The sequence below is a fragment of the Paraburkholderia sp. RL17-337-BIB-A genome (assembly GCF_046025895.1).
Taxonomy (GTDB): Bacteria; Pseudomonadota; Gammaproteobacteria; order Burkholderiales; family Burkholderiaceae; genus Paraburkholderia; species Paraburkholderia fungorum_C.
Genome location: NZ_JARESY010000001.1, coordinates 997177 through 1021986, shown reverse-complemented (window position 1 = coordinate 1021986; position 24810 = coordinate 997177). Strand labels below are relative to the sequence as shown.

At 59.9% G+C, this 24810-nt stretch carries 21 protein-coding genes and 3 pseudogenes; 11 read left to right on the top strand and 13 right to left on the bottom strand.

The genetic code is table 11. From position 1 onward, the window contains the following. Positions 1-57: 57 nt before the first annotated feature. From P0D84_RS04820 to ligD, 3 genes and pseudogenes are all read right to left on the bottom strand, one after another. Positions 58-900 (bottom strand): tetratricopeptide repeat protein, encoded by an 843-nt coding sequence (locus P0D84_RS04820; protein WP_408332944.1) that lies wholly within the window; start codon positions 898-900, stop codon positions 58-60. After that, the gene (gene ku / locus P0D84_RS04815) at positions 897-1844 is read right to left on the bottom strand and encodes a non-homologous end joining protein Ku (RefSeq protein ID WP_408332941.1); all 948 of its coding nucleotides are present in this window, start codon (positions 1842-1844) and stop codon (positions 897-899) included. Before ku ends, P0D84_RS04820 begins: the two co-directional genes overlap by 4 nt. Before the next feature lie 181 nt (positions 1845-2025). Next, a pseudogene (gene ligD / locus P0D84_RS04810) lies at positions 2026-2510 on the bottom strand (non-homologous end-joining DNA ligase LigD). Here ligD and P0D84_RS04805 point away from each other — a divergent pair. Further along, positions 2509-4869 carry a PAS domain-containing protein gene (locus tag P0D84_RS04805; RefSeq protein WP_408332938.1) on the top strand — a complete coding sequence of 787 codons (2361 nt, stop codon included), beginning with the start codon at positions 2509-2511 and terminating at the stop codon, positions 4867-4869. The pseudogene ligD and the gene P0D84_RS04805 sit on opposite strands and share 2 nt — an antisense overlap. Here the strand turns inward: P0D84_RS04805 and P0D84_RS04800 are convergent. The 6 genes and pseudogenes from P0D84_RS04800 to P0D84_RS04775 all read right to left on the bottom strand — a co-directional run bounded on the left by P0D84_RS04800 (position 4866) and on the right by P0D84_RS04775 (position 8591). Further along, positions 4866-5574 (bottom strand): annotated as a pseudogene (locus P0D84_RS04800) (SIR2 family NAD-dependent protein deacylase). The gene P0D84_RS04805 and the pseudogene P0D84_RS04800 overlap by 4 nt on opposite strands. Positions 5575-5746: 172 nt before the next feature. After that, positions 5747-5947: an AbrB/MazE/SpoVT family DNA-binding domain-containing protein gene (locus P0D84_RS04795; RefSeq protein ID WP_408332935.1), complete on the bottom strand. Its 201-nt coding sequence runs from the start codon at positions 5945-5947 to the stop codon at positions 5747-5749. Between the two features lie 284 nt (positions 5948-6231). Beyond that, positions 6232-6786: an HAD domain-containing protein gene (locus P0D84_RS04790; protein WP_408332932.1), complete on the bottom strand. Its 555-nt coding sequence runs from the start codon at positions 6784-6786 to the stop codon at positions 6232-6234. Between the two features lie 122 nt (positions 6787-6908). Then, the gene (locus tag P0D84_RS04785; RefSeq protein WP_408332929.1) at positions 6909-7289 is read right to left on the bottom strand and encodes a hypothetical protein; all 381 of its coding nucleotides are present in this window, start codon (positions 7287-7289) and stop codon (positions 6909-6911) included. 34 nt (positions 7290-7323) lie between these two features. Further along, positions 7324-8079: a hypothetical protein gene (locus tag P0D84_RS04780; protein WP_408332926.1), complete on the bottom strand. Its 756-nt coding sequence runs from the start codon at positions 8077-8079 to the stop codon at positions 7324-7326. Positions 8080-8207: 128 nt separating this feature from the next. Continuing rightward, positions 8208-8591, bottom strand: coding sequence for a hypothetical protein (locus P0D84_RS04775; protein WP_408332923.1), 384 nt, complete (start codon positions 8589-8591; stop codon positions 8208-8210). 425 nt (positions 8592-9016) lie between these two features. Between P0D84_RS04775 and P0D84_RS04770 the strand changes: the two genes are divergently transcribed. Next, positions 9017-9415: a helix-turn-helix domain-containing protein gene (locus P0D84_RS04770; RefSeq protein ID WP_408332920.1), complete on the top strand. Its 399-nt coding sequence runs from the start codon at positions 9017-9019 to the stop codon at positions 9413-9415. A 1091-nt stretch (positions 9416-10506) separates the two neighbouring features. Here P0D84_RS04770 and P0D84_RS04765 read toward each other — a convergent pair. From P0D84_RS04765 to P0D84_RS04755, 3 genes and pseudogenes are all read right to left on the bottom strand, one after another. Continuing rightward, positions 10507-10809, bottom strand: a complete 303-nt coding sequence (locus tag P0D84_RS04765; RefSeq protein ID WP_408332917.1) for a hypothetical protein — start codon at positions 10807-10809, stop codon at positions 10507-10509. A 326-nt stretch (positions 10810-11135) separates the two neighbouring features. Then, positions 11136-11906: pseudogene (locus tag P0D84_RS04760) on the bottom strand (thymidylate synthase); the annotation flags it as partial. Positions 11907-12166: 260 nt separating this feature from the next. After that, complete coding sequence (locus P0D84_RS04755) at positions 12167-13561, bottom strand: sigma-54 dependent transcriptional regulator (protein ID WP_408332914.1); 1395 nt, start codon at positions 13559-13561, stop codon at positions 12167-12169. Between the two features lie 537 nt (positions 13562-14098). Here P0D84_RS04755 and P0D84_RS04750 point away from each other — a divergent pair. From P0D84_RS04750 to P0D84_RS04710, 9 genes are all read left to right on the top strand, one after another. Further along, entirely contained in the window at positions 14099-14602 is a 504-nt protein-coding gene (locus P0D84_RS04750; protein ID WP_408332911.1) for a hypothetical protein, read from the top strand. An 82-nt stretch (positions 14603-14684) separates the two neighbouring features. After that, positions 14685-15212: a FapA family amyloid fibril periplasmic chaperone gene (locus tag P0D84_RS04745; RefSeq protein ID WP_408332908.1), complete on the top strand. Its 528-nt coding sequence runs from the start codon at positions 14685-14687 to the stop codon at positions 15210-15212. After that, positions 15209-15835 (top strand): FapB/FapC family functional amyloid domain-containing protein, encoded by a 627-nt coding sequence (locus P0D84_RS04740; protein ID WP_408332905.1) that lies wholly within the window; start codon positions 15209-15211, stop codon positions 15833-15835. The genes P0D84_RS04745 and P0D84_RS04740 overlap by 4 nt, the downstream gene beginning before the upstream one ends. A gap of 26 nt (positions 15836-15861) precedes the next feature. Continuing rightward, entirely contained in the window at positions 15862-17253 is a 1392-nt protein-coding gene (locus tag P0D84_RS04735) for a FapB/FapC family functional amyloid domain-containing protein (protein WP_408332902.1), read from the top strand. A 116-nt stretch (positions 17254-17369) separates the two neighbouring features. Beyond that, positions 17370-18083, top strand: a complete 714-nt coding sequence (locus P0D84_RS04730; RefSeq protein ID WP_408332899.1) for a C39 family peptidase — start codon at positions 17370-17372, stop codon at positions 18081-18083. A 6-nt stretch (positions 18084-18089) separates the two neighbouring features. Then, entirely contained in the window at positions 18090-18902 is an 813-nt protein-coding gene (locus P0D84_RS04725) for a peptidase C39 (protein WP_408332896.1), read from the top strand. Between the two features lie 113 nt (positions 18903-19015). Further along, positions 19016-20461: a hypothetical protein gene (locus P0D84_RS04720; protein WP_408332893.1), complete on the top strand. Its 1446-nt coding sequence runs from the start codon at positions 19016-19018 to the stop codon at positions 20459-20461. 93 nt (positions 20462-20554) lie between these two features. After that, the gene (locus tag P0D84_RS04715; protein WP_408332890.1) at positions 20555-22126 is read left to right on the top strand and encodes a sigma-54 dependent transcriptional regulator; all 1572 of its coding nucleotides are present in this window, start codon (positions 20555-20557) and stop codon (positions 22124-22126) included. 280 nt (positions 22127-22406) lie between these two features. After that, entirely contained in the window at positions 22407-22907 is a 501-nt protein-coding gene (locus tag P0D84_RS04710) for a dihydrofolate reductase (protein ID WP_408332887.1), read from the top strand. Between the two features lie 246 nt (positions 22908-23153). Here the strand turns inward: P0D84_RS04710 and pmbA are convergent, their stop codons facing one another. Further along, a complete protein-coding gene (gene pmbA, locus P0D84_RS04705) occupies positions 23154-24524 on the bottom strand; it encodes a metalloprotease PmbA (RefSeq protein WP_408332884.1) in 1371 nt (456 codons plus the stop codon). Positions 24525-24810: the final 286 nt, after the last annotated feature.

Genomic DNA, 24810 nt, shown 5'->3' with positions numbered 1-24810 from the left:
GCCGCAATTCCCATGCCGCCAATCCGGTAACCGTGCTTTGCCTCCGGACGGCCGAAATCAGCCAACCAGCCGACGATAAGCACTGAGGTGCCGTACAAGACCTTGCTTGTCCCCGCGAATCTCGCTCAGCCGTGCAAGGTTAAAATGAGCGTCGGCATGGCTGGCGTCAACTTCTAAGCAGCGCTGGTAGGCAGCAGCTGCCGAGTCATAGCGCTTCAGTTCTTCAAGGACGACTGCACGGTTGAAGTGAAGCAAGGCGTCATCGGGAAAGTGCTCGAGCGCGCCATCGAAAATGGACAACGCGTCATCGCAGCGCGACTCTACCTCGCACAACAGCACACCCAGATTGGTGTACGCGTGGTAGTGAGGTGACGGTGCGAGCTCGAGCACTTTCCGGTACGCCTGTTCCGCGCCGACAGCATCAGTTCCGATGAGTTGCTCAGCAAGTGCGAACCATTCTTCTACTTGCTCTTCCCGGCTCGCCAGGTTTCGCGGCGCAGAGTCCAGAAACGCGACATCGCCTCGAATAGGTGCGACCTCGAAGTCGAGCAAGTGCTGGCCCGAGGCCGCGTCCCATTGGGACTGTCCCGACCTGACCGCCACGGTTTCGCCGACAGATGTGATTCGGATTCCAGACAGCGGAAGTTCGTCAGGGAGTTCGGCTTTCAGCTTGGCAAGGGCCTTCAGAATTTTCCGCGATGAGACTTTCGCCGATTGCAGTTGAAATGCGGTGCGAAGGACCACGACATCCTGGAACGAGAACCGAAGCTCGTTCCGCCGGCCGCGCGCGGGATGAACAAAGCCGGCGTCAATCAGTCCGGACAGAACTCTGCGCGAAACGCCCAGCAGCGACTGGAGGCTCCGCAACGAATAGTCGTGCGACAGATTTCGTCTGTTCACTTGCGAGCTCGAACCTTTGCCGGCGGCGCTTCTTTCACGTCGACTCTCGGAGCGGCTCGTTTGACAGGCCGCCGGGGTTTGGCTGAAAGCGCTTCAATGTCATCGGGGGAAGCCTTCTTCGGAGCTGCCGTCTTTGCAGCCGTTTTGCTAGGGGCGGCTCGTTTCGTCTTGTTGGCACTTAGACTTGCACGCAGCGCCTCCATCAGGTCAATCACCTGACCACCTAACTCTTCGGCTGGCGCTTCCGGAGACACAATCTGTTTGCCAGCAATTTTCCGGTCGATGGCTTCGAGAATCCGCTTCTTTTCTTCGTCTTCGTACGCCGAAGGGTCATAGGCGTCTTCTGACACCTGGTCGATGATTTGCAGAGCAAGCTTCAGTTCAGTGTCGCTGACGGTCACATGTTCGATATGCAAATCAGCTAGCGTGCGCACTTCGTCTGCAAATAGCAATTGTTGAAAGACCATCCCGTCTTCCGCCGGTCGTATCTGAACGATTCGGGTCTTCCCTTTGTATGACCATTTCGCCAGCGCACAGCGTTCGCTTTCGCGCATAGCTTGTTGCAGCAGGCTATAGGGCTTGCCGCCGCGTTTGTCCGGAGCGATGAAGTACGCCTTGTCGTAGTACAGCGGGTCGACCGATTTTTCCGGGACGAAGGAGACAATCTCCACCACGTGGCTCGCGCCTTCCTCCAGCGCCTTCAGTTCGTCGGGAGTGAAGACCACGAACTGGCCCTTCTCGAATTCATAGCCTTTCTTCATATCGGAACGGGCGACGACTTCACCACTGGCCTCAGATATATATTGCTGCTTCACCCGCCCGCCTTCCGGCGTCAACAGATTGAAGCCAACGCCAGACGCGCTGTCTGTGGCCGAGTAGAGCTTCACCGGTATGGAAACCAGACCGAAGGATAGCGTCAGCGATGCAATGGAACGCGCTGCCATATGATTCTCCTGATAGCGGCTCGCGGGTGTCGCCGCATCTGACCAGTGGCCACCCATTCGAGAGGTCCAACCTTCACCGCCTGAAGCACGACGTGTGCCCACGGACCGCCGCCTCTGTCCGTGCAAAATTTCTGAGCTGCGTGTCTACGCTCGTAGTAGCTTCGCTATTGCACGAGATACGTCATCCCAAACGTTTTATGGCTGACGCCAGCGACTGTCTTGTCGACCAGTATGCTTCCCAAGGGTCTTCTGTTTGAAAGCTAAGATACTCTCGCGCCGTCTGCACCGTCCAGTGCGCGCCACTTTTAAGCTCGGACAGTTGCTCCCATGAAATCGGCATGGAAACCCCCATGCCCGGCCGCGCGCGGGCAGAAAACGCGGTGGCGGTCGTCTGCCCCTTTCCGTTGCGCAGATAGTCAACATAGACCTTGCCGATTCTGTTGGCTGCCCCCGACGTCGCTGAAAGCGGTCCGGGATTGTTTTCGCCATGTGTCGGACAAACGCCTGTGAGAAAGCCTTCACAGATTTGTGGTCAAGTCTCGGCGTAAGCGGCACGACCACATGGAGGCCCTTGCCGCCGCTCGTTTTCAACCAGGCTTGCAAATCCAGCTCCGTGAGCAACGCATGCCAGGGCGTATGCTGCTTAAATAATCGGGAGACGACCATGAGCCTTGCTGGCAAGACCCCCTTTGTATCCGGCGGCAGTCGCGGCACCAGACTCCTGCGGCAAAGAACTCAAACATTGGAAGCGATGAGTGCGCTATTCCCGGGTCATGTTTGGACCGCTCACCCTGACGGCTCGCCCGAGTATCTCAGCCAGAGCATCCGCGAATACACGGGAATCCAGATAAGTAACAATTACGCTAATTATGACGATGTCATTCACCCCGACGACGTCGCAGCAAACGAACATTACTGGGAGGCGTTGGGGGCAGGCCGGGACCCCGGCGAACTTGAACTTCGGATTCGCCGCGCAGACGGCGTCTACCGATGGTTCCTGTGCCGGGCGCGGGCCGTCCGAGGAATGAACGGCGCACTTGTACGTTGGATGTGTCTGAACTTGGACATTAACGACCGCAAGATTGCAGAGTCGCTTCTTCGGAGCGAAGGGCAAAACTACAAAACGAAAGGGGTCATCCGTGAGCGTGAACCGCAACTCAACTGGCTCATCGACGCAGTGCCAGGCTTCCTATGGAGCACTGACGCCGCCGGTTCAATAGAGTATGTGAGCAAACGCGCTGAAGCCTCCACCGGCAGAAGCCTGCATGAACTGACCAGCAACGGCTGGTTTGACCTTGTTCATCCGGACGACTACGCGACAGTCACTAAAACATGGGACCAATCGATAAAAAGCGGGACGACGTACGATACGGTACATCGCCTTCGCGCTGCTGACGGGTCCTATCGATGGTTCCAATGCCAGGCCAATGCAATGCGAAACGCCCGAGGCGATGTCACCAACTGGTACGGCCTGCTCACCGATATACACGAGCGCAAAATTGGAGAAGAACGATTGAGACGCGAGGAGTTACATCTTCGCAGGGTTGTAGACGCAATGCCTGCCATGATTTGGCGCGCCACCCCGGGCGGGGAAATCGACCGATGGAATCACCGCATGCTTTCGTTCATCGGAAAGACCTGGGAGGAAATTGACGGAAAGCCCTTATTCAGTCTCGTTCCGCCTGACGAGCGGGCGCGTGTCCACAAACATTGGCAACAATGCGTCCGCGAGGGCTCATCTTACCAAGACACTTACCAGATTACGGGGGCTGATGGGAAACCACATTGGTATCTCGTTCGCAGTGAACCGTTCCGCGATGAGACGGGTGAAATCCTTCATTGGTATGGCGTGTGCACGGACATTGACGACCTGAAAGAAACGGAAGTCGCACTCCAGCAGCGTGAGCACCAATTGCGGGAGATTACCGAAACAATCCCAGGAATGATTTGGTGCACCGATGCTGACGGGCAACCGACCTACTACAACCGGAGACTCGCAGAATACGCCGGCGTGGACATATCGGAAACCCGTGACCTCGGATATAAGAAGACCATCCACCCAGATGACTGGGAGGGTCTCATTCAAAGATGGACACACTCAGTTCGGACTGGTGAACCCTACACCAATGTCATCCGTATGCGCCATATGCACTGCGAGGACGGGCCATACCGCTGGTATCAGGTACGCGCCGAAGCAATGCGCGATGCGGATGGCAACATCGTTCAATGGTACGGCCTGAATATCGACATCGACGAACAAAAATGTGCTGAAGACAGCCTGCGAGAAGTACAAACCCAACTCGCCCGGGCGACCCAGATTGCAACGGTCGCTGAACTATCTGCCTCGATAGCGCACGAGCTCAATCAACCACTTACGTCTGTTATCGCCAATGGCCAAGCCTGTCGGCGCTGGCTTGCGGCCAACCCGCCAAATCTCGACGAGGCGCGCTCTTCCGTGGAAAGCATACTCCGCGATGGCCATGCTGCCGACGAAACGATGCAGAGCATCCGTACCCTGTTCAAACGAGAGACCCTCAAGAAGTCTCAATGCAGTATTCCTGACATGGTCCGGGACGCAGTGAGATTGTTGAAAGAAGACCCCAGTATGCGAGACGCCGCCATAACGCTGGAATTTCCCAACCATCTTCCAGACATGAACGTCGACCGGATACAGATTCAGCAGGTCCTTATCAACCTGATGTCGAACGCAATCGAAGCAACAGAAAATACCGGCCGCACACCAAAAGTCGGCATCACCGGCGGTGTCGTAAATGAGCTGGTGGTCACAATCGAAATTTCTGACAACGGAGAAGGTATCGCTGAGCTCGATACTCTTTTCCAGCCGTTTGTCACCGCAAAGGCAAAAGGCATGGGTATAGGTCTGGCAATTTCACGCTCAATTGTCGAAGCTCATGACGGTACACTGACCGCCATGAACAACCTCGACCAAGGTGCGACGTTTTCTCTAACGCTGCCAATTTTTGCCCTTGCGGGCGAACCACAAACTGTAGCCCCCAGAGCTTAAGCAACATCAGGCGACCTCGCAGGTCGCCTCACTCGTCTCCCGGCGCCCAGCTCCACAATAACCGGCTTCGATACCGATGAAATCCAGTCTGCCAGGCGCTCCCGTTGCTCTTCATAGGGTGCGTCGACCCACGCCCAGTCGCCAAACATCAAAATATTTGGACGCGCGAGAGCGCCGCAGCGCGGACAACGAGGCATTCGGCTTTCCAGCTCGGGCGTCTTCTCATTTACGAGCGGATTAAATCCCTCGGCCGACCACGTGTCGTTCGTGCAGCTATCCAAGCACTGGAGCGTGTGAATCGACCCGTGGCACTCGTGTACTCGGCTCTCGGAGAAGCCTGCTTTTTGGAACTGCCCATCAACATTGCTTGTGAACAAATGCGCCACGCGGCATGCGGTCCGCCCATCTGCGCAGAATCGCGAAGCCCTCATGCGGGACGGTTTCACGGTAAAGCTTCAGGCGGTGTCCGTAGAAGCCCCAAGCCAGTTTCGGATGCTCCGCAAACCTTGCGGGATTTGCCATGTCTTCGAACGAGAAGCCATGGTGCTGAAGAGCGGGATAGGCGCGCCAGAAGCCATCTCGACCGCGGAAGTCGGGAAGGCCCGAGTCGACGCCCATTCCTGCGCCCGCTGTGATGAGGAGTCCGTCGGCTTCTCGCAGCCAACCAGCTGCTTTCTCAAGCTTTTCATCTTCCGAGTCGGACACCCCTGTGCTCCCATTACAATGCGACGACTACCGATGGGCTGAAATGCGGATGCATCAATCTAACGCGCCGCGAGTGCGGCGTGTGCGGCAGCTTGCCTTGCGTTCGTCTTCATCGTCGAAACCGTCGACGAAATTCGCGTCGCTGATTATGCGCGGTAGCGTCTCCACGCTTTCATGTCCTGGTCACCCCTTTGACCGGGGATTCCACGGTTCCCGCCAGTTCCAGAAGCAAGCTCGATTTTGCCCGTACCAGGACTTTGCCATCGGGCATAACATGCCATACCAGCCGCGTGCCCGGCTTCACACCTAGCGCTTTCCTGACCTCGGCAGGTACTGTAGTACGGCCTTTTGTTGTCAGTCGCGATTCAGCCATGAACTTCGCCTTGAATGTTCGGGTAGGCGCCCCACTATTGAGACGCCTCTACTCCTTTGCGTTACGAATCTGCTAGCTAGGGAACAAGTCCATTGCTACTCGTCGCTTACTGGCGCTACTACTGCCATCAACGCATCGATTGTAAAAGGGGTTGGTGTTTCCGGGCTCGAGGCACCAAGGCGTTAGAGCAGCTGAGTATTTACGGGCTGGGCTGGATACCGGATGCCTCGTTCAACGCAGCGCCACCGCCTTTTCGCGCTTTGGGTGGAAGCTCTCCGCTGCAGTCAGGCGTTTGCCCTGTGCACCTCAATCAACCAATCAATAATTCTCTGCTGAGCTTCCGGGGCGCTAACTCCGAACTGACTATCGAGCAACACAAGATGCTGCTCGAGGTTGAGGAAGTCCGTGCTCAGATGATACGAGCCGAAGACCGCATCGTCGAGAGCAAGCCAGTGTTTCAACTTATGCTCAAACACGTACGACCGAATGATGTACGTTCGAGCAGAGCCGTCTTGCAGATAGCCAAACCTAGCCTTGTATCCGCGAGTCGAACCAACAACACGCAGCGCTAATTGCTTTGGCAAATATGAAACGACTGTCTCGAGCGGTAGTTTGTATAACCATGAGGATGTCAGGACGATTTCAACCCGTGGATAGGGTTCGAGCAGACCTGCAAGCAAAGGCGCGAATTCGAACGGGGCGTTGCCAGTGTCGAGCGAAATACTGCCGCTGACATCCAGGAGTCCTTGACCCCGGTGAAGCGTTCCGTCGAAGTCAACGAAAAGAGTCGGTGTCGGTTCGTCGAGCACCAGTGCCGTCGGTTTTGAGTCTTTAATCATGATTCGGCCTCAGACAATAGCTTGAGTTATATGAAGCGGTCGGCTCGAGAGACACCGCGGTATCCGATGGCGCCAGGGTCAGTTCGAAGCCTTGCGCCGGTTGCCGTGATGTTGCATCCCTTTCAATCCGCCTTCCGGTGCATTGCACGACATCGTTCGAGTTCCCTGCTGAGTGCATCAAGTTGCGCTTGCATGCCGACTGCTCGCTTCAGTAGCTGTCCGACCGCATGCCAATATTCATATCCTAAATCCCCACCTTCGAGGCCTAGGTGGTGAAACGTGCGAAGCGCAATCTCCAGGTCAATATCGGTACCCGAGTTCATCTCATTTCCCTCTTTTGATGCGCGGCGGTCGCGCTGCCTGGCAGGCTCGCGCCCAAACAAAATTCCTTCGTTTACGTATCTCTTTTTGATGCGCAGCATGAGCAGGCTGAGTACAAACGCGACTGCCGGCACGACCAGAAGCGCGGGGTTACTGAGGGCGAAGGTCAGGAGTTCTTTCATGGGCCAGCAGACGCAGGAGACTGTGGTCTCGTGCTTACGGAAACAGTCGCGTATATTGTTCCGCAAAGGTCGCAGCTTCCTTCACTACCGACTTGACATCTTCGACTGAAAGCCGTTGTAGTGGCGTATCACCGTCCAGCGACTCAATCGGTGTCGTGAAGAAGTCGAACATTGTCCATGAGTCGATTTTGTCCAGACGACGTATAACTTTTCTGAAGTCATCGCGGAAAATCATGGGTGAGAGGAAGAACGCCGGGCAATAGGCGTCGGGACCAAAGTAGACACGGAACATGCGATTTGAGGCGACATACTTATCCAGCGTCTTTTCTGTGATGCCCGCAGCATTGCAAAAGTCGTGCGTTCGAAGCACTTTGCCTTGGTGCACAAGCGGGTAGCGCTCAGCGTTCGCTTTGTTGGCCCCGGGTAAAGGCTCATGTGCGGGTTTCCCCTTCGACGCACGTTTGACGCGCTTGCGAAGATTCTCTCCGTCCTCTTGCAGTTCAGCAAGGTCGATTCCGTACACGGTGGCTACGCCGATGACTTCACAGAGATGATTCTTGAACATGCGGCCGAGCGCTGCATCCGGGATTTGCAGCAGGTTTTCGGCGGCTTTCGGGTCGAACAGGACAGCCGCAACAACAGCGCGACGAATAATATGTTGCATCCACTCTTCATCGAGCAATGTGTCGTTCTTCGTCTCACGCGTAGACCGAGGCGGCATGGTCACTCCTTTAAGCGAGCTAAAACTTGTTTCGGGCGGAGTCAATGAACCTGTCTGGTTGGCATCCAATCTTTTGCTCGTGACCGTCAGTAGTGCTTCCGATTAATCTGCTCTCAGCACCACGCGAACGATAGCTTGGTTCCAGTCGCGTGAGGTGCTGCCGATGTGCGCTGCGTGCATTCCTCGTCGACATGCGTTCAACTGTCTTCAAAGTTCAACAGCTTCGTCAACCGTGGTCTCTCCGCACGCGTCGCAGAAGCGATAGGGGAGCACGGTCTCGTCTGACCGTCGGTGGTCGAATACCAATAGCCCACGACGTCCGAATCTTTGACCTCAAGCTCTTTCCACAATGCGCTTACCCGACAGAGCGTGACCGAAGCATCAGTCTCATCACGAGCCAGCAAGTGAACCGAGAAGCTTACATCGCCAAGATTCGACACCAGTTCAATCAACGCCTCGGCACCGTCCGCCACCCAGCCGTCCGGACTCGCGAAGTCCGCACGGCCAGATGAGGCAACGACAAAGAAATTCAGGGTTAGGTCCGACCATCCGATGCAGCGCCATGGAAGAAGCGGCTGCAAGAGAGTCCTCTTTACTGGATGCGATTCTTCCCAGCTGGAGTCAGTAAATAACATTGGACAGGCCAAATATGATGACAGGGCGCGCGCATGGCTGGGCGCTGCGATAAGAAACAACGCCTCCGGTGCGCAGCGTCAGAACCGACAAAATGCGTAAAACCGTCCTCGGGTTCAAAGATTTCCCGGCGCGGCACGGAGACATCAGGCTCGACCGCGACGAGAGGAATGGGCTGAAGGGGCATCAAAATATCCTTGATTGTTGCGCGCCACTTTGCTGGCGCCAACACGGCTGCTTTGCGGTGCCATCCTTCCATCACGCAAAGCTGGCCTAGGACGACCGAGACGGCCCTCCTGCAGCATCGAAGTTTGTGCTAGTTAACAGTTCGCCGCGCGCAAGCGCGGTTCTGTGAATAACTGGCAGGTCTCGTATGTCGCAATGCGAGGTACAAGTTCCTCGTCGACTAGCCGTGTTCACGTGCAAACCGAAATATGCGATTTTCGCATATGCTATTTTGGCATATACGATTTTGGACTGCAAGCTGTTCGCCTCGTGCCAGCTCGGTCCAACCGTGGAAAAATCTATTTACACACAACAATACGGCCTCTTTCTTGCCACTCTGCGAGCGGCAAGGGAGTCCGCAGGCCTCTTGCAGAGCGAGCTAGCCGCGAGGCTCAATGTCGACCAACCGTTCGTTAGTAAATGCGAGAGCGGGCAGCGCCGGCTCGACTTTATTGAAGTTCGAGAGTGGTGCGCCGCTATCGGAATAACGTTGAACGAGCTCACCGCGAGCTTCGAGCAAACCATGGCCCGTCCACAAAAAAGGTGAAAGCCGATTGCGCGAAAGGTCTCAGCAACGATTTCCAGCAGACATGAGAGTCCCCCGCCAGCTGTGTCAAACCGTTACTGCACGTATCTGTTTACGTCGGTCATCCCAAACTCGCCGCCATGCCCCGTGTGGACAGCCGCCTATCGGCGGTTCCGAAGTTGCTCCGCCTTGAGGCTGCCGCTGAAGCGTCCTTGCGCCGGCCCTAGCCTGCCCCCACCGCGGGCGAGCCGCTTTCTGCCGTTGCAGTTGGGAACGAGGAAACCTAGACGCGTTTGGCCACACGGGCACCTATCGGCCTCATTTTTCGGGCCGGACGTCCGTTGCTTTGTATGCGGATGCGTACGAAACTGTCGCGCGAGTGCAACAAATGTCGGCGACGTGGGGTTGCCTCGACTTGGCGCTACAGGACCGCTGGGCGCCCGCCTAGGGGGACCAAGCGGGATTCTGTGTCCGGACCAAAACCTTGGTCAGAATTCCTGCGCCGCGAGGTGGGCGGCCAGTTGACTCGTTCGGTCTAGGTCGCTCCAACAGCGCACGAGGTTGGAGGCCATCGAAAATTGCGCGCTTTCGCTCATCTCGTCGGAAATATCCCATGTCGATGGCTCCCATCGCGCCATGGGAGCCGTCAGGCACGGTCGAGACTCATAGGCTAGCTCCCGTGACCTCGAGGGGCAAATTCCCATTGCTGTTTCGCGGAAGTGCTCGCGCCCTATTGAATCCAACTTCTCAACGAGAGCCTTATTGATGACCCTAACTGCCAAATAGCGTGCGGCGACTCTGGAAATTGCCGGCATCTCCGCGAGGTAATATTCCGTCATCGTCGTGTTGCAGTGCCCAAGTTGCTCGGCAACTACCTCCAACGTGTCACGGCTATTGGCACGCATCTCATACCTCGCTAGGCGCTTAACTCAGGTTCGCGGGAAAATTCCCCGACAGCAGTCTATGTGCTGCGAGAGTCAAGGGTAGGTGCCTCACGCGAAAAATTCAAATCGGCAGGCCAAATCCACGCGACCGCCCAGCAGATTTGCCCGTGGGAAACGGAGGGAGCTGTGTTGTCGCTTCGGAAGCTTCTGCGACCTCCGAGCTACTCATCAGTCAAACCCCGCCGTCTGCAAGAGAGCGACAGCTTCCTTGAAATTCAACCTATATAGGTGCATCACTAGGTCGATTCCGCCACCGCCGCCTCGCTTCGCGCGGGTGTCGTAGAACTTCGGGCCTCGCAAAAGTAGTTCGAATTCCCGCCCATCCACATTCACGTGCCAGCGTTCCGTCTCAGTAGCCGTCGTCGGTTCAAATGTAAAATCACGCTTCGCATGGGTCGCGCACGCGCAGACTACCTGTGCCGCTGCGAGATTCCTGAGCCTCTCCAAGCCCTCTTGGGACAGCCTGCTCATTCGCTCTCTCCTGACTCCATGCGGTTGGTCGATATTACGATGCCGGGCCGCCGCCCAAGTAGATGGCGGTCCTATTATGTTTTACGTATTTACTGTTTTTATCCCCCACCCCTACTTGATGACAACGGTGGTGGTAAGGTAAGGCTCGAAAAACCGATGGTGTTGAGTAGCAGTCTTTCATATATGAAAGACGAGTAGCGATTTTTGGGGTTGATGCGGGAGGGAAGCGAAGCGCGGACATCAGATGGTACTTTTTGAAAAAATACCAAGAAGAAACAGGCTGAAACGTATAGTCAGTGGCAGGTTGCTACTTTTTTAGGTTCCAGAAAAATTTGCGCGTCGCCGATGAAGTAAGTGAACCACCGCGGCGTATAACCCGTCAGCCGGCCGACCAGATGCAAGAGCGCCGCGCCTTCGGTCAGGTTGAACGGCGTGCCGAGGCCGACGTCGTTGCTGCGAATGTACAGACACAGCGAAATTTCACGCCGCGCGACGTTCGGCAGGAACTGATAAAGCAGGTGGCAAGCCGGCAGCGCGATCTGGTCCAGCACGGCGGGGTTCCAGGCATGAAACAAAATTCGCCGGTCGGCGGGGTTCTGCATGATCGTGTCGAGACACTGCCGCAACTGGTCGATCGCCTTGTACAACAGGACCTTGGCGCTGCCGTCTTCCTCGAACTCCGTCACCACTTGGAAGCCGCGCGCGGTGGCGTCAGCCAGTTGCGCGCTTGCGCCGGCGTCCAGCACCTTGTAGGCGGGCCACTGGCGCCACTGCACGCCGTACACGTCGCCGAGATCGTCCGGGCCCTCGCGATACGGATTGGCGAGCCACTGCGGATTCTGATTGGCGTTGGCGTCCCATACCTTGCAGCCGAGGTCGCGGAAATCCGCGGCGCTGCGCGAGGCGCGCAGAAACCCGACCAGTTCGCCCACCGCCGATTTGAACGCCAGCTTTTTGGTAGTGACCGCGGGAAAGCCCTGCTGGAGGTCGAAGCGCAACATGGCGCCCGGCATGCTGATGGTGCGGATGCCGGTGCGGTTCTCCTGCCACGTGCCGGTGTCGAGAATCGTGCGGACGAGGTCGAGGTATTGTTTCATGCGGGTTCCTTCGACGAGGCGCGCCCTTGGGTCAGGAGCAGGCGCCACGGAGATTGAGCGGAAAACCCGATTTTAACAAGCGCAGCCGGGCGGCGCCCGGCCCGGGCGCGCGGAGGAGAAAATATTGAAGATCAAGCCGCTCTGGACCCGGCTCGCGCGGACCGCGTCATCAACGCCGTCCAAAGCCCATGGCAGGCCCACCGGCAGTTGCTGCCGGCCTTTTCGGGCCCACTAAAATCGGTCAGATCGACAAATACAGCCTAGAGATGCGGCACCGAGGCCGGCAAATCGCCGTGCGGCGTGGCCAGCGGTTCACCTTCCATATGGCGCATGCCGTGTGAGCACAACAGACGGTATAGCGTCACGCGCGAAATACCGAGTTCCTGCGCGGCGTCGCCGAGACGGCCGCGATGACGCAGAAGCGCGAGCTCGATTGCCTGACGTTCGGCCGCTTCGCGCGCCTGCGCGAGCGACACCGGCACGATCTCCACGTATTCGGCCAATTCGAGATCACGCGCCGTAATCGCGCGCCCCTCCGACATCACGATGGCGCGCCGCACGCGATTGATCAACTCGCGCACGTTGCCCGGCCAGCCGTAGTTATGCAGCGCCGCGATCGCGTCGGGCGCGAAACCGCGCAGACGGCGGCTTGCATCCTTCTTGAAACGTTCCAGCATGTGCCGCGCAAGCAGTTCGATATCCTTACCACGCGCCCGCAACGGCGGTTCGTCGATTTGCAGCACGCACAGACGGTGATACAGGTCGGAGCGGAACCGCCCTTCGATCATCGCGGACGTCATATCCACGTGGGTTGCCGAGATGATGCGCACGTCGACGTCGATTGAACCGTGGCCGCCCAGCCGCTCCACTTTACGTTCCTGCAGGAAGCGCAGCAGGCTCGCCTGGCTTTCGAGCGGCAGATCGCCGATTTCGTCGAGAAACAGGGTGCCGCCGTTGGCTGCTTCCACGCGACCGATCTTGCGTTGATTGGCGCCGGTGAACGCGCCGCGCTCATAGCCAAATAGTTCGGATTGCAGCAGATGCGGCGGAATCGCGCCGCAGTTGATCGGCACGAAAGGCGCATTGCGGCGCGCCGAGCGTTCGTGGATCGCCACCGCGGTCAATTCCTTGCCCGTGCCCGATTCGCCCGAGATAAACACCGGCGCGTCGGTCATTGCCACTTTGCGGATGGAACGGAACAGCGCGAGCATCGCGTCGCACGAACCGACCATTTCGCCTTCGGCGCCTTGCGATCCGTCGTGCGAGGCCGGCTCGCCCAACGAGACCATGCCGTATGCATGACCGACCGAATCGACGATCCTGTCACCCGAGTAAGGCACCGTTACATAGTCGAAACAATAGTCCCGCACGAGCCGGCGCAAGGCGGCGTCCTGCAATTGTCCGGGCATGGTGGCCGCGACCCAGCCGACGTTCGGCATGGTCAGGCAGGACTCGAAGGCGGCGATTTCGTGTGGCTGAAAATCGCTAGACAGATCGAGCAGGCCACCTGCCGCCATTCCGGCGCGAACCGCACGGCGGACGTCGCGCGCCGACCCCACGACTTCGACATGCCAGCCGCGCTGATGAAACCGAGTATTCAATTCCGCGCTCGGATCGCGTGAAACGTAAATCAGTTGCCGCGTTGCGGGTTCCATTATTCAGATCCTCTCGTCAACGAACGTTAAGGATGACGCACGCACCTGAACCGGAGTTCAGACACGCTGACTCGTTCGGGATTCGCGAAATAGCAAAAACCGAACGGCCATTCCATTCCGTGCGGACAGCTGATCCCCAAGAAAGCGGCGTGTGTGTTTGAGACGGCCCGTTCGCGGGCTTTTTTTAAATCTGAAGCTGTTTTCGAGAGCTTACTATACGCGCGCCGCCAGGCAAACAATTATGCGAATTTAATCGGGGACCCCTTGCCCAGCAAGGCCGAGCGGGCGATCAATACTTATTCAACCTATGAATAAAACGATTGTGGAAGCGCTTTTCCTGGCGTTCACCCCAAGGTAGTTCATACCGTCATATTTAACGGATTATAGGTATTTTCTGCCGCCCGTTTCAGCGTTGAAACATTTTTGTCTGATTTCTTCGCTGTTACTCCGAGGTACGCAGGTCGCGTCCAGATGCATCAATGGATTGCGACTCATGGCACACGTTTCGCTAAATGCCATGCACCAAGGAGAGACATCATGCGACTCGTTTTCCGCATCGGCCTGAGCAGCATTGCACCGTGCGCCGGGCTCTGCGCCGCCGCGGTGGCTTTAATCGTGCTGCCCGCCGGCGTCAATGCACAGGAATCCGCATTGACGCAATCCACCACGATGGCCGAATCCGCCGATGCCGGCTCCGCCACCCTCACGAGCGCGACGCCCGCAGTGGTGGCCTCGCCGGACACGACGGCGACGACGGCTACGCCCACTGAAATTCGCCAGCTCGCCGGCGACGTACTGAGCATCCCGGCCGACGCTGCATCCGCGAACGATATTTCCCTCGACGACCAGATGCTGTCGCGGCAACGCGGCGGCGCAGTCGGCATGTTGATGGTGGCCGCGACGCCGCAGTTGATGCGCGGCAACGGCGGCAGCAGCAACGTGACGTTGTGGGACGAGATCGCCCCGCCCTCGCCGATGCCGATTCCGGTCGACGCCGCGCGCGCTGCACAGGGCAACGTCGCCAATTACCAAAGAAAGTAGCCCGAACAAATTAGTGATGCAAATCGGCAGCTGTGGCGTACCCAACGCACCACACGCTAACAAGACGAGAGCAGGGACCGACATGACTACTTCCATCCGGACGCCGGGCACACGCAAGCCGCTGGCGGCGTCGCGCACCCTGTTGCCTGTGTCCCTCGCAACCCTCGTCGCCCTGCTGAGCGCGTGTTTTACCGTCCACGCCGCCGCGCAGCAGAGCGTCAATCCGGGCGACATCATTGTCGAGCGCACGGTCACCCCGCGCGATGCCTTCGTGCCGGTGCCACGCAGCGAGGACCCGGTCGCGGTGCGCGCCACCACCTTCCCGGCCAATAGCTTCAATCCGGCCGTCGCCCAACTGGTCGGCGATACCGATCTGACGAATGCGCACGGGTCGAGTGGTGTTGCGCAAGGCGGCGTGCTCGGCGGCACCGGCATGCAGGCGGTCACGCAGATCCTGAGCGGCAAGGCGACCGGCAACAACGTCGCGCTGAACGCCGGCGGCATCGGCATGCCGGGCCCGGGCATCGGCGGAACCATCACGTCGTCGGTAACGGGCTCGCTGGCGCCGCTTTCAAATGCGCTCTCCGGTGCGCTCGGAGGTCTGAAATGAGCGCGCTCAAAGTCCGTTCACTGCATGCGGCGCTGTGCGTCTGCCTGAGCGGCGCGGCCCTCGTGACGAGCCATGCCCACGCGCAGGCGGTGCCGACGGTCGGCGCCGACGCCACGATCGGCAAGGGCGCGGGCGCCGGCGTCACCGGCGCGTTCACGGTCAATGAAACGGCCGGCATCAATAACGCGCAACTCAATCAGGTCACGGTGTCGAACGGCGGCATGGTCGGCAACGACAACGCCAGCGTGCAGAGCGCGTCGGTGGCCGCCAGGGTCACGAATGCGCGGGCGACGATCGAAGCCAATGCTTTTTCGAATACATCCGGTGCGGTGCTGGTGAACCAGTCCGCCGGAGCAGGGAATCTGCAGCGCAACAGCACTCAGTTGGGTACTGCTGCACTCGGAGTCGAGACCGTCTCGGATGGGGAGCTATCCGCGACGGCCCCGAAAAACGGAGGTCTGGGTCAATCAATCGGGGTTCATAACGTACGCGAGGCAAACATCTCCAGCGATGCCTTCAGGAACGTCAACGGGATCGTGCAGATCAACCAGACAGCCGGCGCCGGTAATGCCACGGCAAACAGTTTTGTGCTCCGTCCCCCGGCGGGCACTTTTTTTAACTGAGCACACTTAAAGTATCGGAGCGAATCATGAAGCGCACTCTTATTGCTACAGCCGTCCTCGTCGCCGCATCCAGCAGCGCGTTCGCGGCACCGCAAAAGGCCTACCTGTTCAATGCCACGCTGGTCGGTGAAGCGGTCGGCGTCGAGGGTCTGGTCGGCCTGTACGGTTGCGTGCACGTGTCCAGCACGGCCGGCGCAGTCATCAACAATAACCAGTCGGTCACCGTGAATGCGACGCTCAACCCGCAAGCGCAGAGCTACACGACCGGTCGGGTGACGACAAGCGTCAACAACAATTCGTCGTCGATCAAGGCCAGCGGTTCGGCCTTCGCCGTGTTATCGCAAAGCCATTCGACGTCGACGTCCGGTTCGCAAGGCTATCAAGCCTCGGCCGGTTATGCGTATGGCAATCAAAGCAGCTCGGTGAAGGGCGGCGGCTATGAAACCAGCCAGCAGGCAGCCGGCATTGCGGGCGGCTTCAGCCATACCAGCCAGAATTCCGGCGGCCATATTGCAGCCGGCGGCTCGATCGGCGGCAGCTACAACTATCAGGGCTTCAACACCCCGTTCTTCGGTGAAGGCTCGGCCCATGCAAGCGGCGGACTCCACGCCGGCTATAACGAATCGAGCTACGCCAACTCGTCAGGCCTCGCCGGCGGCTTCGAAGCAACGGAAGCATCCGGGCAAGGCAAGGTGTGGGGTTACAACGCCAATCAAGGGTCGGGCTTCGTGGCGGTCGGCGAACAATCTTCCGGCTACGCGAACAGCAAGTCGTCCTCCACAGACGCTTATGCCGCAGCCTTTGGAATCGACGCAAGGCTGGCCACGACGGACGTAACGGTCAAGGGTTCGGTGACGGAGCACATCGACACGCAAAAGGCGGGCACGCTGACCGCAACCACCGGCAACAATGCGGCTAACGGCGTGTCGGGCAACCTCGGCATCAACATCGCCGAAGGCATCAGCAACGCCCAGAGCAACGACGTCTCGCTCGCTTCCGTCGACATCGGCAACGTGTTCGGCAATGCGCAGATCTTCAACGCGCAATCGTCCAGCGGGACCGCCCATATCAACAACTTCAATCTGAATGCGTCGATCGGGGATGGCTCGCTGTCGGGCGTGACGGGCAATGTCGGGGTGAACGTCGCCTCGGGTATCGGCAACGTGCAGAACAACAGCCTCGCCGGTGCAGTGACGACGACGAAGCCGGCCAACGCGTTGACGACGGCCATGGTCGCCACGGATGACAACTCGCAAACCGCCGGCATGACGGTCGTGGGTCAATTCCAGGGCACCGCGATGCTGGGTGCGAATTCGCTTGCTAACGCATCCGGCAACATCGGCGTGAATATCGCCGGCGGCGCTGGCAACCTGCAACACAACGGCCTTGCAATCGCTGCGCTGAACAGCGGCAAGTAAGGCGGCAAGTAAGACGGCAAGTAAGCGCCAGGCAGATAGAAGAAGCCTAGAAGCAGAGGGAGGCACGCGCCGGCGGCCATAGAAGCGGCCGGCGCGTGGATAAGCGGGAGACCAGCATGTCCCGGTTCAAGGGGTTCGCGGCGCTACAGTTCGTTGTAGCGCTGGCAGGTTGCACGCTGTGTGCCGGTAACAGCTACGCACAGGCGAGCATCGACACGTCCACTTTCGTGGGCGTTCCGTTGACCAAGACGGTGCGGTCGATGCGGGACATCCGCTACAACCACATCGTCAACCAGCAGTTCGATTACAGCTGCGGTGCGGCAGCGCTCGCTACCCTCCTCAAATACGGCTATGGCATCGAGATTCCGGAGACCGAACTGATCCGCCGGATGATGGTTTTCTCGACGCCCGAAGTCGTCGTCAAAAATGGCTTCTCGATGCTCGACATGAAGAAGTTCGTCGAGACCATCGGTTTGCGCGGCCGTGGCTTCCGGGTCAACGCCGACGCGCTCCAACACTTGCAAATCCCCGTGATGGTTCTGATGAACATCGACGGGTACGAGCATTTCGTGATCGTCAAACATGCGCAGGATGGCCGCGTCTTCATTGCGGATCCGGCGCTCGGCAATCGCATCGTGCTCGAAGAGGACTTCGCCAAAACCTGGAACGGCCTTGTGTTCGCGGTCCTCGGCAAACCCTTCAGGGAGGATTCACCGCTGTTGCAGGACAACGAGTCGCTCGCGCTCAAGCTTCGCGCCAACGCGCTGGCGAACGGCACGGCGGCGACCCCCTTTGTCGAATACGGCTTGATCAAGGCAGACCTGTTCTGACCCATCATGAAGCGCCACCTTTCCCAGCTGGGCCTCGCAATCTGCACCACGATGTGCGGCCTGAGCAGCAGCGCCTATGCATCACAAGGCGCCGGCTCGCCGCCGGTGCCCGAATTTCTCGCCGCTCACGACATCGACTCCGCCGCCATCAAGGTGCAAATGGTGGACGACGATGTTCTCGCCAACCAGACTGGCAAATATGCCGGCGCCACGATGATTTCCGGCTTCGTTCTGAACGTCATTTCGCAATGGCAATTGCCCAACGGGGTGACCGCCCTCGCTCAAGGGACGCTTGCTGCCGCACAGAACGCTGCCGGACAGGTGAGCAGCAGCGTCAACACGTTTGCAAGCGTGACTGGCGGCGGCCCCGGCAGTTCCGGCGCCAACTCCGGGGCCAACCCCAACGCACAGGCAAACGGCGGACAAAGCATTTCGGTCAACGGCGTTTCGCAGGTCACGCAAGTGGCTGGCGACCGGAACGCCGGGTCCAATTCCGCACTGATTGATTTCAATAGTAATGCCGTGACGCTGGCGGGTACCGCCAATGCCCCGTCAGCAGCGGCCAGCAATTCGACCGGCTCAATCAAAGCCGGCATCTCGTTCGGCAGCAACGGTATCAACGTTGCGCTGCAGACTCCGGCCGGGCTCGCTACCCAGACCATCACGCCAGGCAACGGGCAAATCGCCCAGTTGCTGCAGATTGCAGGCAATAACCAGCAAGTCGCCAACGCATTGCAGTTGCATCTGCAGACGCAGCAGATGTCGGCGGCAATGATTCGTCAGCTCGGCGTACTACAAGCTCTGCAAAACAGGAGATGAAGGAGATGACCCTGCGGGCCGCCACCCGCGCAAGGCAGCACATGCAGTACTGATACAGCAGCGCGTCGCCGGGAGACAGGTGACGCGCCGCAGGAACACCGGGGGAACACAAAATGAATAATTTTTCATCGACAAAGGTGCCGCGCATGGCACTGGCGGCCATTCCGGCCGCCGTCATGCTGTTCGCACTTTCGCAAGGGGCGAGCGCGCAAGCGCTCGCGGGACAATCCGTCGAGGACCGTCTCAATACGTTGATGCGGGTAGTCGACGAGCAGCAGCGGCAAATTCATTCGCTCGAGCGGCAGGTCACCAATCTGGAAATGGCGCAGCGCGGCCGCGGCATGCCGGGCTACGGTGCGCCGGCAGGCAGCGAAACCGTGGCCGAACAGCCCGGCGCCGATGGCCTGCCGGTGCCGCTGCCGCCGCTTGCCCAGATCAGTCCCGGCGCACCCGCGACGGGCGGCAACACGGGCACGGCGACCGGCGTGCCTGTCTATCCGCCGCCGCCGGAAAGCAATGCGGGTAACAACGCAGGCGGTTTGCCGGCCGCCACCGACGGCAGCGGCGCGATCGGCCAGACCCAGAAAGCCGCCGAGCCGGTGCGCACTCAAGCCGAAGAAGCCGTCGTGCAGCGCGAACATGCGCCGCTCTTCGACCACAAGCTGACGATGGACTGGGGCATCAGCGATACCTACTACGATCGTCGTCAGCTACAGTTGTCGGGCTTCCTCGCGCTCGACGCGATTTTCCTCGGCAACATCAACCTGGGCGAGACCAAGTCGCACCAGGTGATGGCCGATCTCGATACGCGCTACGGTCTGACCGACCGCATGAGTATCGATGTCGACGTGCCGTACATCTACCGGCATAGCAACTTCATCGTCGGCGGCGCGGGCGGTGCGGCGAGCACGTTGTCGGACGCGTCGGTGAACGGCAGCGATATCGGCGACGTCAACTTCGGGATCTACTACCAGTTCCTGAAAGAGACCAATAGTCTGCCGGACGTGGTCGGCAGCCTGCGCATCAAAGCGCCGACCGGTTCGTCACCGTTCGGCGACAAGCTGATTCAGGTCGACAACGACAATACCAACCTCGTTGCGCCGAGCAAGCTGCCCACCGGAACCGGCTTCTGGAACATCACGGCCGGCATCTCGCTGTTGAAGACCTATGACCCGGTGGTGCTGTTCGGCAGTCTTTCGTACACCTACAACATTGCGCGCTCGTTCGCGGATATTTCGTCGGTGCAGGGACAAACCCAGCCGGCGACGGTCAAGCTCGGCGACATCGTGCAATTCGGCGGCGGCGTGGCGCTGGCGTTCTCCGACAAGGATTCGGCAAGCATCTCGTACACGATGGCGCTCGAACCCGAATCGAAGACGCGTGCGCCAGGCGGTTCGTATGAAAAGGTGCCGGGCAGCGAAACCACGGCCGCGGCGCTGAATTTCGGCCTGAACCACGTGGTGAACAAGCACCTGACCATCAACGGCTCGGTCTCCGTCGGCTTGACGCCGGACGCGCCGAACTTCGTGGTCGGCGTGCGGTTTCCCTACACATTTTGAGTGTTCCCAAACCTGACGCTTCGCGCCAGGCCCCCGAGCAGGCAAGCAAACTTGGGGCGTTTTATTAGACGTGTCAACGATACGAGGTCGAACGTGCGTGAATCACCTCATCTGACCAGTGTTGCTTCGGTGGCGGGAGCGGGATCGCATATGACGCGCGCGCTGCCTGCGGACCGCCCCGTCGAAGCCGTAACGAAATGCGCCGCGGTGGCGGCGGTGGTTTCGATCGGTGCGCCGGCTGCGGGCGCGAGCGCTACGCCGTCCGCCCATGCGCGCGCCGCACGCATGCTGTTGTACGTGGCGCGCACACCGGACGATACCCTCGTCGCGCATCTGCGAAGCCGCGGTTGGAACGTCGCGGTGGCGCGCTCGGCGCATGAACTCGGCAGACTCGTGAAGCCCGACGCGGCCTGCGCCGGCATCGTCGATCTGGCGAGTTTTCCGCCGCGCGATCTGGGTGGCCTCGAAGCGAGTTTGCGGCAGCAGCAGGTCGGCTGGATCGCGCTTGCCACCAACGAAAGACTCAACGATCCGCTGGCGCGACGTCTCGTACGCCATTACTGCTTCGATTACGTGAAGATTCCGGTGGCGAACGCGACGGTCGACTATCTGGTCAGTCACGCCTTCGGCATGGCGACGCTGGGCGAGCCGGAACTCGCAGCGCAGGTGAATGAGTCCGGCGACGAGGAAATGGTCGGCACCTGCGAGGCGATGCAGCAGCTCTTTCGCACCATCCGCAAGGTGGCGAACACCGACGCGAGCGTGTTCATCTCCGGCGAGTCAGGCACCGGCAAGGAACTCACCGCGCTGGCGATTCACGAACGCTCGCCACGCCGCAAGGCGCCGTTCATCGCGATCAATTGCGGGGCGATTCCGCACCATCTGTTGCAATCCGAACTATTCGGTTATGAGCGCGGCGCGTTCACCGGCGCGAATCAGCGCAAGATCGGCCGGGTCGAAGCGGCCGATGGCGGCACGCTGCTGCTCGACGAAATCGGCGATCTGCCGTTGGAAAGCCAGGCGAGCCTGCTGCGGTTTCTGCAGGAGGGCAAGATCGAACGTCTCGGCGGCCGCGAATCGATTCCGGTCGACGTGCGAATCATTTCGGCTACCCACGTCGACCTTGAAGGCGCGATGCGCGAGGGGCAGTTCCGTGCCGACCTGTTTCACCGCCTGTGCGTGCTGCGGGTGGACGAACCACCGTTACGGGCGCGCGGCAAGGATATCGAAATCCTCGCGCATCACGTTCTGCATAAGTTCAAGACCGATAGCGCGCGCAAGATCCGCGGCTTCACGCCATCGGCGATCGAAGCGCTGTATAGCTACAGCTGGCCCGGCAATGTGCGCGAGCTGATCAACCGCGTGCGCCGTGCGATCGTGATGGCGGAGAGCAAGCTGATTTCCGCTGATGACCTGGACCTCGCGCAGTTCACCGAGCAACAGACGATGAGCCTTTCGCAGGCGCGCGAAGCCGCCGAGAAGCGCGCGATCGAAGCGGCGCTGCTGCGGCATCGTCACCGGCTGAACGAGGCGGCGGCGGATCTGAATATTTCGCGCGTGACGCTGTACCGGCTGATGGGTCATCATGGACTGCGGGAGCTGAGTGCGGCTGACGAGAAGGCGTCGCTTGAATCGTTCGCTGCTGAGGAACCTTCGCAAAAGTGACGGTGCGGTCCGCGTGTCAGCGGGTTGTGGCGCTGTGGTGTGCCGCCGTGGTGTGCCGCCGTGGTGTGCCGCCGTGGTGTGCCGCCGTGGTGTGCCGCCTTGGTGTGACGCCGTGGGTGTACCGCTGCTGCGGCCGCACGGGCTAGCGCGGCCAACGAGCGCATGAACGCTCGTCGCGCTACAGCGCCGACCGCTCCGGTTAGCGCCCGTCCTGCCGACCGTGGGGTTCGCGCTCGCGCCTCAGGTAGAATCATCCCGGTTACGTTCCCCTTTCCATTCGATGACGACGCTCACCCTGATCGTCGCTCGCGCCAATAACGGCGTGATCGGCCGCGACAACCAGTTGCCCTGGCGACTTCCCGAAGACCTCGCGTTCTTCAAGCGCACCACGATGGGCGCGCCCATCATCATGGGCCGCAAGACGCATGAATCGATCGGCCGGCCGTTGCCGGGACGCCGCAACATTGTCGTGACACGGGATGCCACGCGGCGCTTTCAGGGCTGCGATGCGGCCACCACCCTCGAGGACGCGCTGACGCTCGCCGCTCAGGACCAGGCGCCGGAGGCGTTTCTGATCGGCGGCGCGCAGCTGTATGCGGATGGCCTGCGTCAGGCGGACAAGCTGATCATCACCGAAATTTCCGCCGACTTCGAAGGCGACGCCACGTTCCCCGAACTCGATGAAAACGAGTGGGAAGAAGTCGCGCACGAGACGCATCGCGCGGACGCGCCGAATGACTTCGACTATGCGTTCGTGACTTATAGGCGCAAGGGTAGTTGAGGTTTTGCGCTGCGCCTGGGGGCGCGGCGGTTTGGGCTTTGCCCTTCGGGCTTTGGGTTCGGGCTTCATGTCTCTATCCAAAGCGTCGAACATTGGCAACCAGCCCACAACGCACGCACTAAGAAAAAACGCCACGCAGTTGCTTGCGTGGCGTTTCTGTTTGCGGCTTGTTGCCCGTTTGCCGCTTGTCGCCCTATCCGGCGGCTACCGGTCTGCGAGCAGTCCGCACCCGGCTAGCCAAACCGCTCACTGCCCGGCAATCGTCATCCGTTCGATCAGCACCGAGCCCGTTTCCTTGGTGCCGCGCGTGATCGTATCCGCACCGACCGCGACGATATGGCGGAACATCTCCTGCAACGTGCTCGCCACGGTAATTTCCTCGACCGGATACTGGATCTTGCCGTTCTCGACCCAGAAACCCGACGCGCCGCGCGAGTAATCGCCCGTCACGTAGTTCACGCCCTGCCCCATCAGTTCGGTCAGCAACAGGCCCGTGCCGAGCTTCTTCAGCATTTCTTCGAAGTCGTCTTCCGGGCGCGTGTTCGAGCTGCGCAGCGAGAGATTGTGCGAGCCGCCGGCATTGCCGGTGGTCTGCATGCCGAGCTTGCGCGCCGAATAGGTCGAGAGGAAATAGCCTTCCACCACGCCGTCCTTCACCACCGAGCGCTGCTTCGTACGCACGCCTTCTTCGTCGAACGGCGCACTGCCCATGGCACGCGCGACGTGCGGATCTTCAACCACCTGCACGTGCGGCGCGAAGACCGGCTTGCCGAGACTATCGACGAGGAACGAGGTCTTGCGGTACAGCGCGCCGCCGCTCGTTGCCTGAACGAACGCGCCGAGAATGCCGGCGGCGAGCGGTGCTTCGAACAGCACCGGCACCTTGCGCGTGTCGAGACCGCGCGCGCCGATGCGCGACAGCGCCCGTTGCGCCGCGTAGCGGCCCACTGCTTCCGGATCGGCGAGGTCGCCCGCGCTGCGGGTCGACGTGTACCAGTCGTCGCGTTGCATATTGCGGCCGCTGCCGGCGATCGGCGCGCACGCGATGTAGTGGCGCGAGTACGGATAGCCGGCGAGGAAGCCACGCGACGTAGCCAGCACGAATTGCGAGTGCTGCGCCGAGACGCTCGCGCCTTCCGAGTTCTTGATCTGCGGATCGGTTGCGAACGCGGCGTCTTCCGAGCGGCGGGCGATTTCCACCGCTTCGTCCGCGGACAGATTCCACGGGTGATACAGATCGAGATCGCGCGGCGCGGTTTCGAGCAATTCTGCTTCGGCGAGGCCCGCGCAGTCGTCTTCAGCCGTGAAGCGCGCGATGTTGTACGCCGCCGCCACCGTGTCCTTCAATGCCTGCGACGAAAAATCCGAGGTGCTCGCGTTGCCGCGCTTGTTGCCGATGAACACCGTCACGCCGACCATCTTGTCGCGGTTGTGCTCGATCGTCTCGACTTCGCCGCGCCGCACGGAGACGGACAGGCCGTCGCCTTCGGAAATCTCGGTCGCCGCGTCGGTACCGCCGAGCGACTTCGCGTGACGAAGGATGTCCGAGGCGATTTCCTTCAGTTCATCCTGGGTGTGCGGAAAAAAGCGCTGCTTGACGTCCATGTCTGCTGCCATTGTCGTTGCCGTCCTGTTCGGGGCCGAGCGGCCCTGTGTGTTCGCCCATGCCGCGCGGTGCGTACGCATTTGCAAGTGCCATTTACAAGTGCATTTGCGTGCGCGTTTGCGGGGTTACGCCTCCCGCGATCATAGCAAGGTACGCGAAGCTGTACCTGGCATTCGATGGGCTCGCTCGATGAGCCTGCTGGCCGAACGCATTTGCCCGCCTCGGCGACGCGTGTCTGCGCTGCCAGCCCGCTCAATATCGCCGCAGCCGCTGGATGCGCGGATTGAACGAAGGCAT

Coding starts and splice junctions, on each gene's coding strand:
- P0D84_RS04745 (WP_408332908.1), top strand. CDS start 14,685: ATGACTACTTCCATCCGGACGCCGGGCACACGCAAGCCGCTGGCGGCG.
- P0D84_RS04720 (WP_408332893.1), top strand. CDS start 19,016: ATGAATAATTTTTCATCGACAAAGGTGCCGCGCATGGCACTGGCGGCC.
- P0D84_RS04770 (WP_408332920.1), top strand. CDS start 9,017: ATGTCGCAATGCGAGGTACAAGTTCCTCGTCGACTAGCCGTGTTCACG.
- pmbA (WP_408332884.1), bottom strand. CDS start 24,524: ATGGCAGCAGACATGGACGTCAAGCAGCGCTTTTTTCCGCACACCCAG.
- P0D84_RS04725 (WP_408332896.1), top strand. CDS start 18,090: ATGAAGCGCCACCTTTCCCAGCTGGGCCTCGCAATCTGCACCACGATG.
- P0D84_RS04730 (WP_408332899.1), top strand. CDS start 17,370: ATGTCCCGGTTCAAGGGGTTCGCGGCGCTACAGTTCGTTGTAGCGCTG.
- P0D84_RS04750 (WP_408332911.1), top strand. CDS start 14,099: ATGCGACTCGTTTTCCGCATCGGCCTGAGCAGCATTGCACCGTGCGCC.
- P0D84_RS04710 (WP_408332887.1), top strand. CDS start 22,407: ATGACGACGCTCACCCTGATCGTCGCTCGCGCCAATAACGGCGTGATC.
- P0D84_RS04785 (WP_408332929.1), bottom strand. CDS start 7,289: ATGAAAGAACTCCTGACCTTCGCCCTCAGTAACCCCGCGCTTCTGGTC.
- P0D84_RS04755 (WP_408332914.1), bottom strand. CDS start 13,561: ATGGAACCCGCAACGCGGCAACTGATTTACGTTTCACGCGATCCGAGC.
- P0D84_RS04795 (WP_408332935.1), bottom strand. CDS start 5,947: ATGGCTGAATCGCGACTGACAACAAAAGGCCGTACTACAGTACCTGCC.
- P0D84_RS04790 (WP_408332932.1), bottom strand. CDS start 6,786: ATGATTAAAGACTCAAAACCGACGGCACTGGTGCTCGACGAACCGACA.
- P0D84_RS04740 (WP_408332905.1), top strand. CDS start 15,209: ATGAGCGCGCTCAAAGTCCGTTCACTGCATGCGGCGCTGTGCGTCTGC.
- P0D84_RS04765 (WP_408332917.1), bottom strand. CDS start 10,809: ATGAGCAGGCTGTCCCAAGAGGGCTTGGAGAGGCTCAGGAATCTCGCA.
- P0D84_RS04735 (WP_408332902.1), top strand. CDS start 15,862: ATGAAGCGCACTCTTATTGCTACAGCCGTCCTCGTCGCCGCATCCAGC.
- ku (WP_408332941.1), bottom strand. CDS start 1,844: ATGGCAGCGCGTTCCATTGCATCGCTGACGCTATCCTTCGGTCTGGTT.
- P0D84_RS04805 (WP_408332938.1), top strand. CDS start 2,509: ATGAGCCTTGCTGGCAAGACCCCCTTTGTATCCGGCGGCAGTCGCGGC.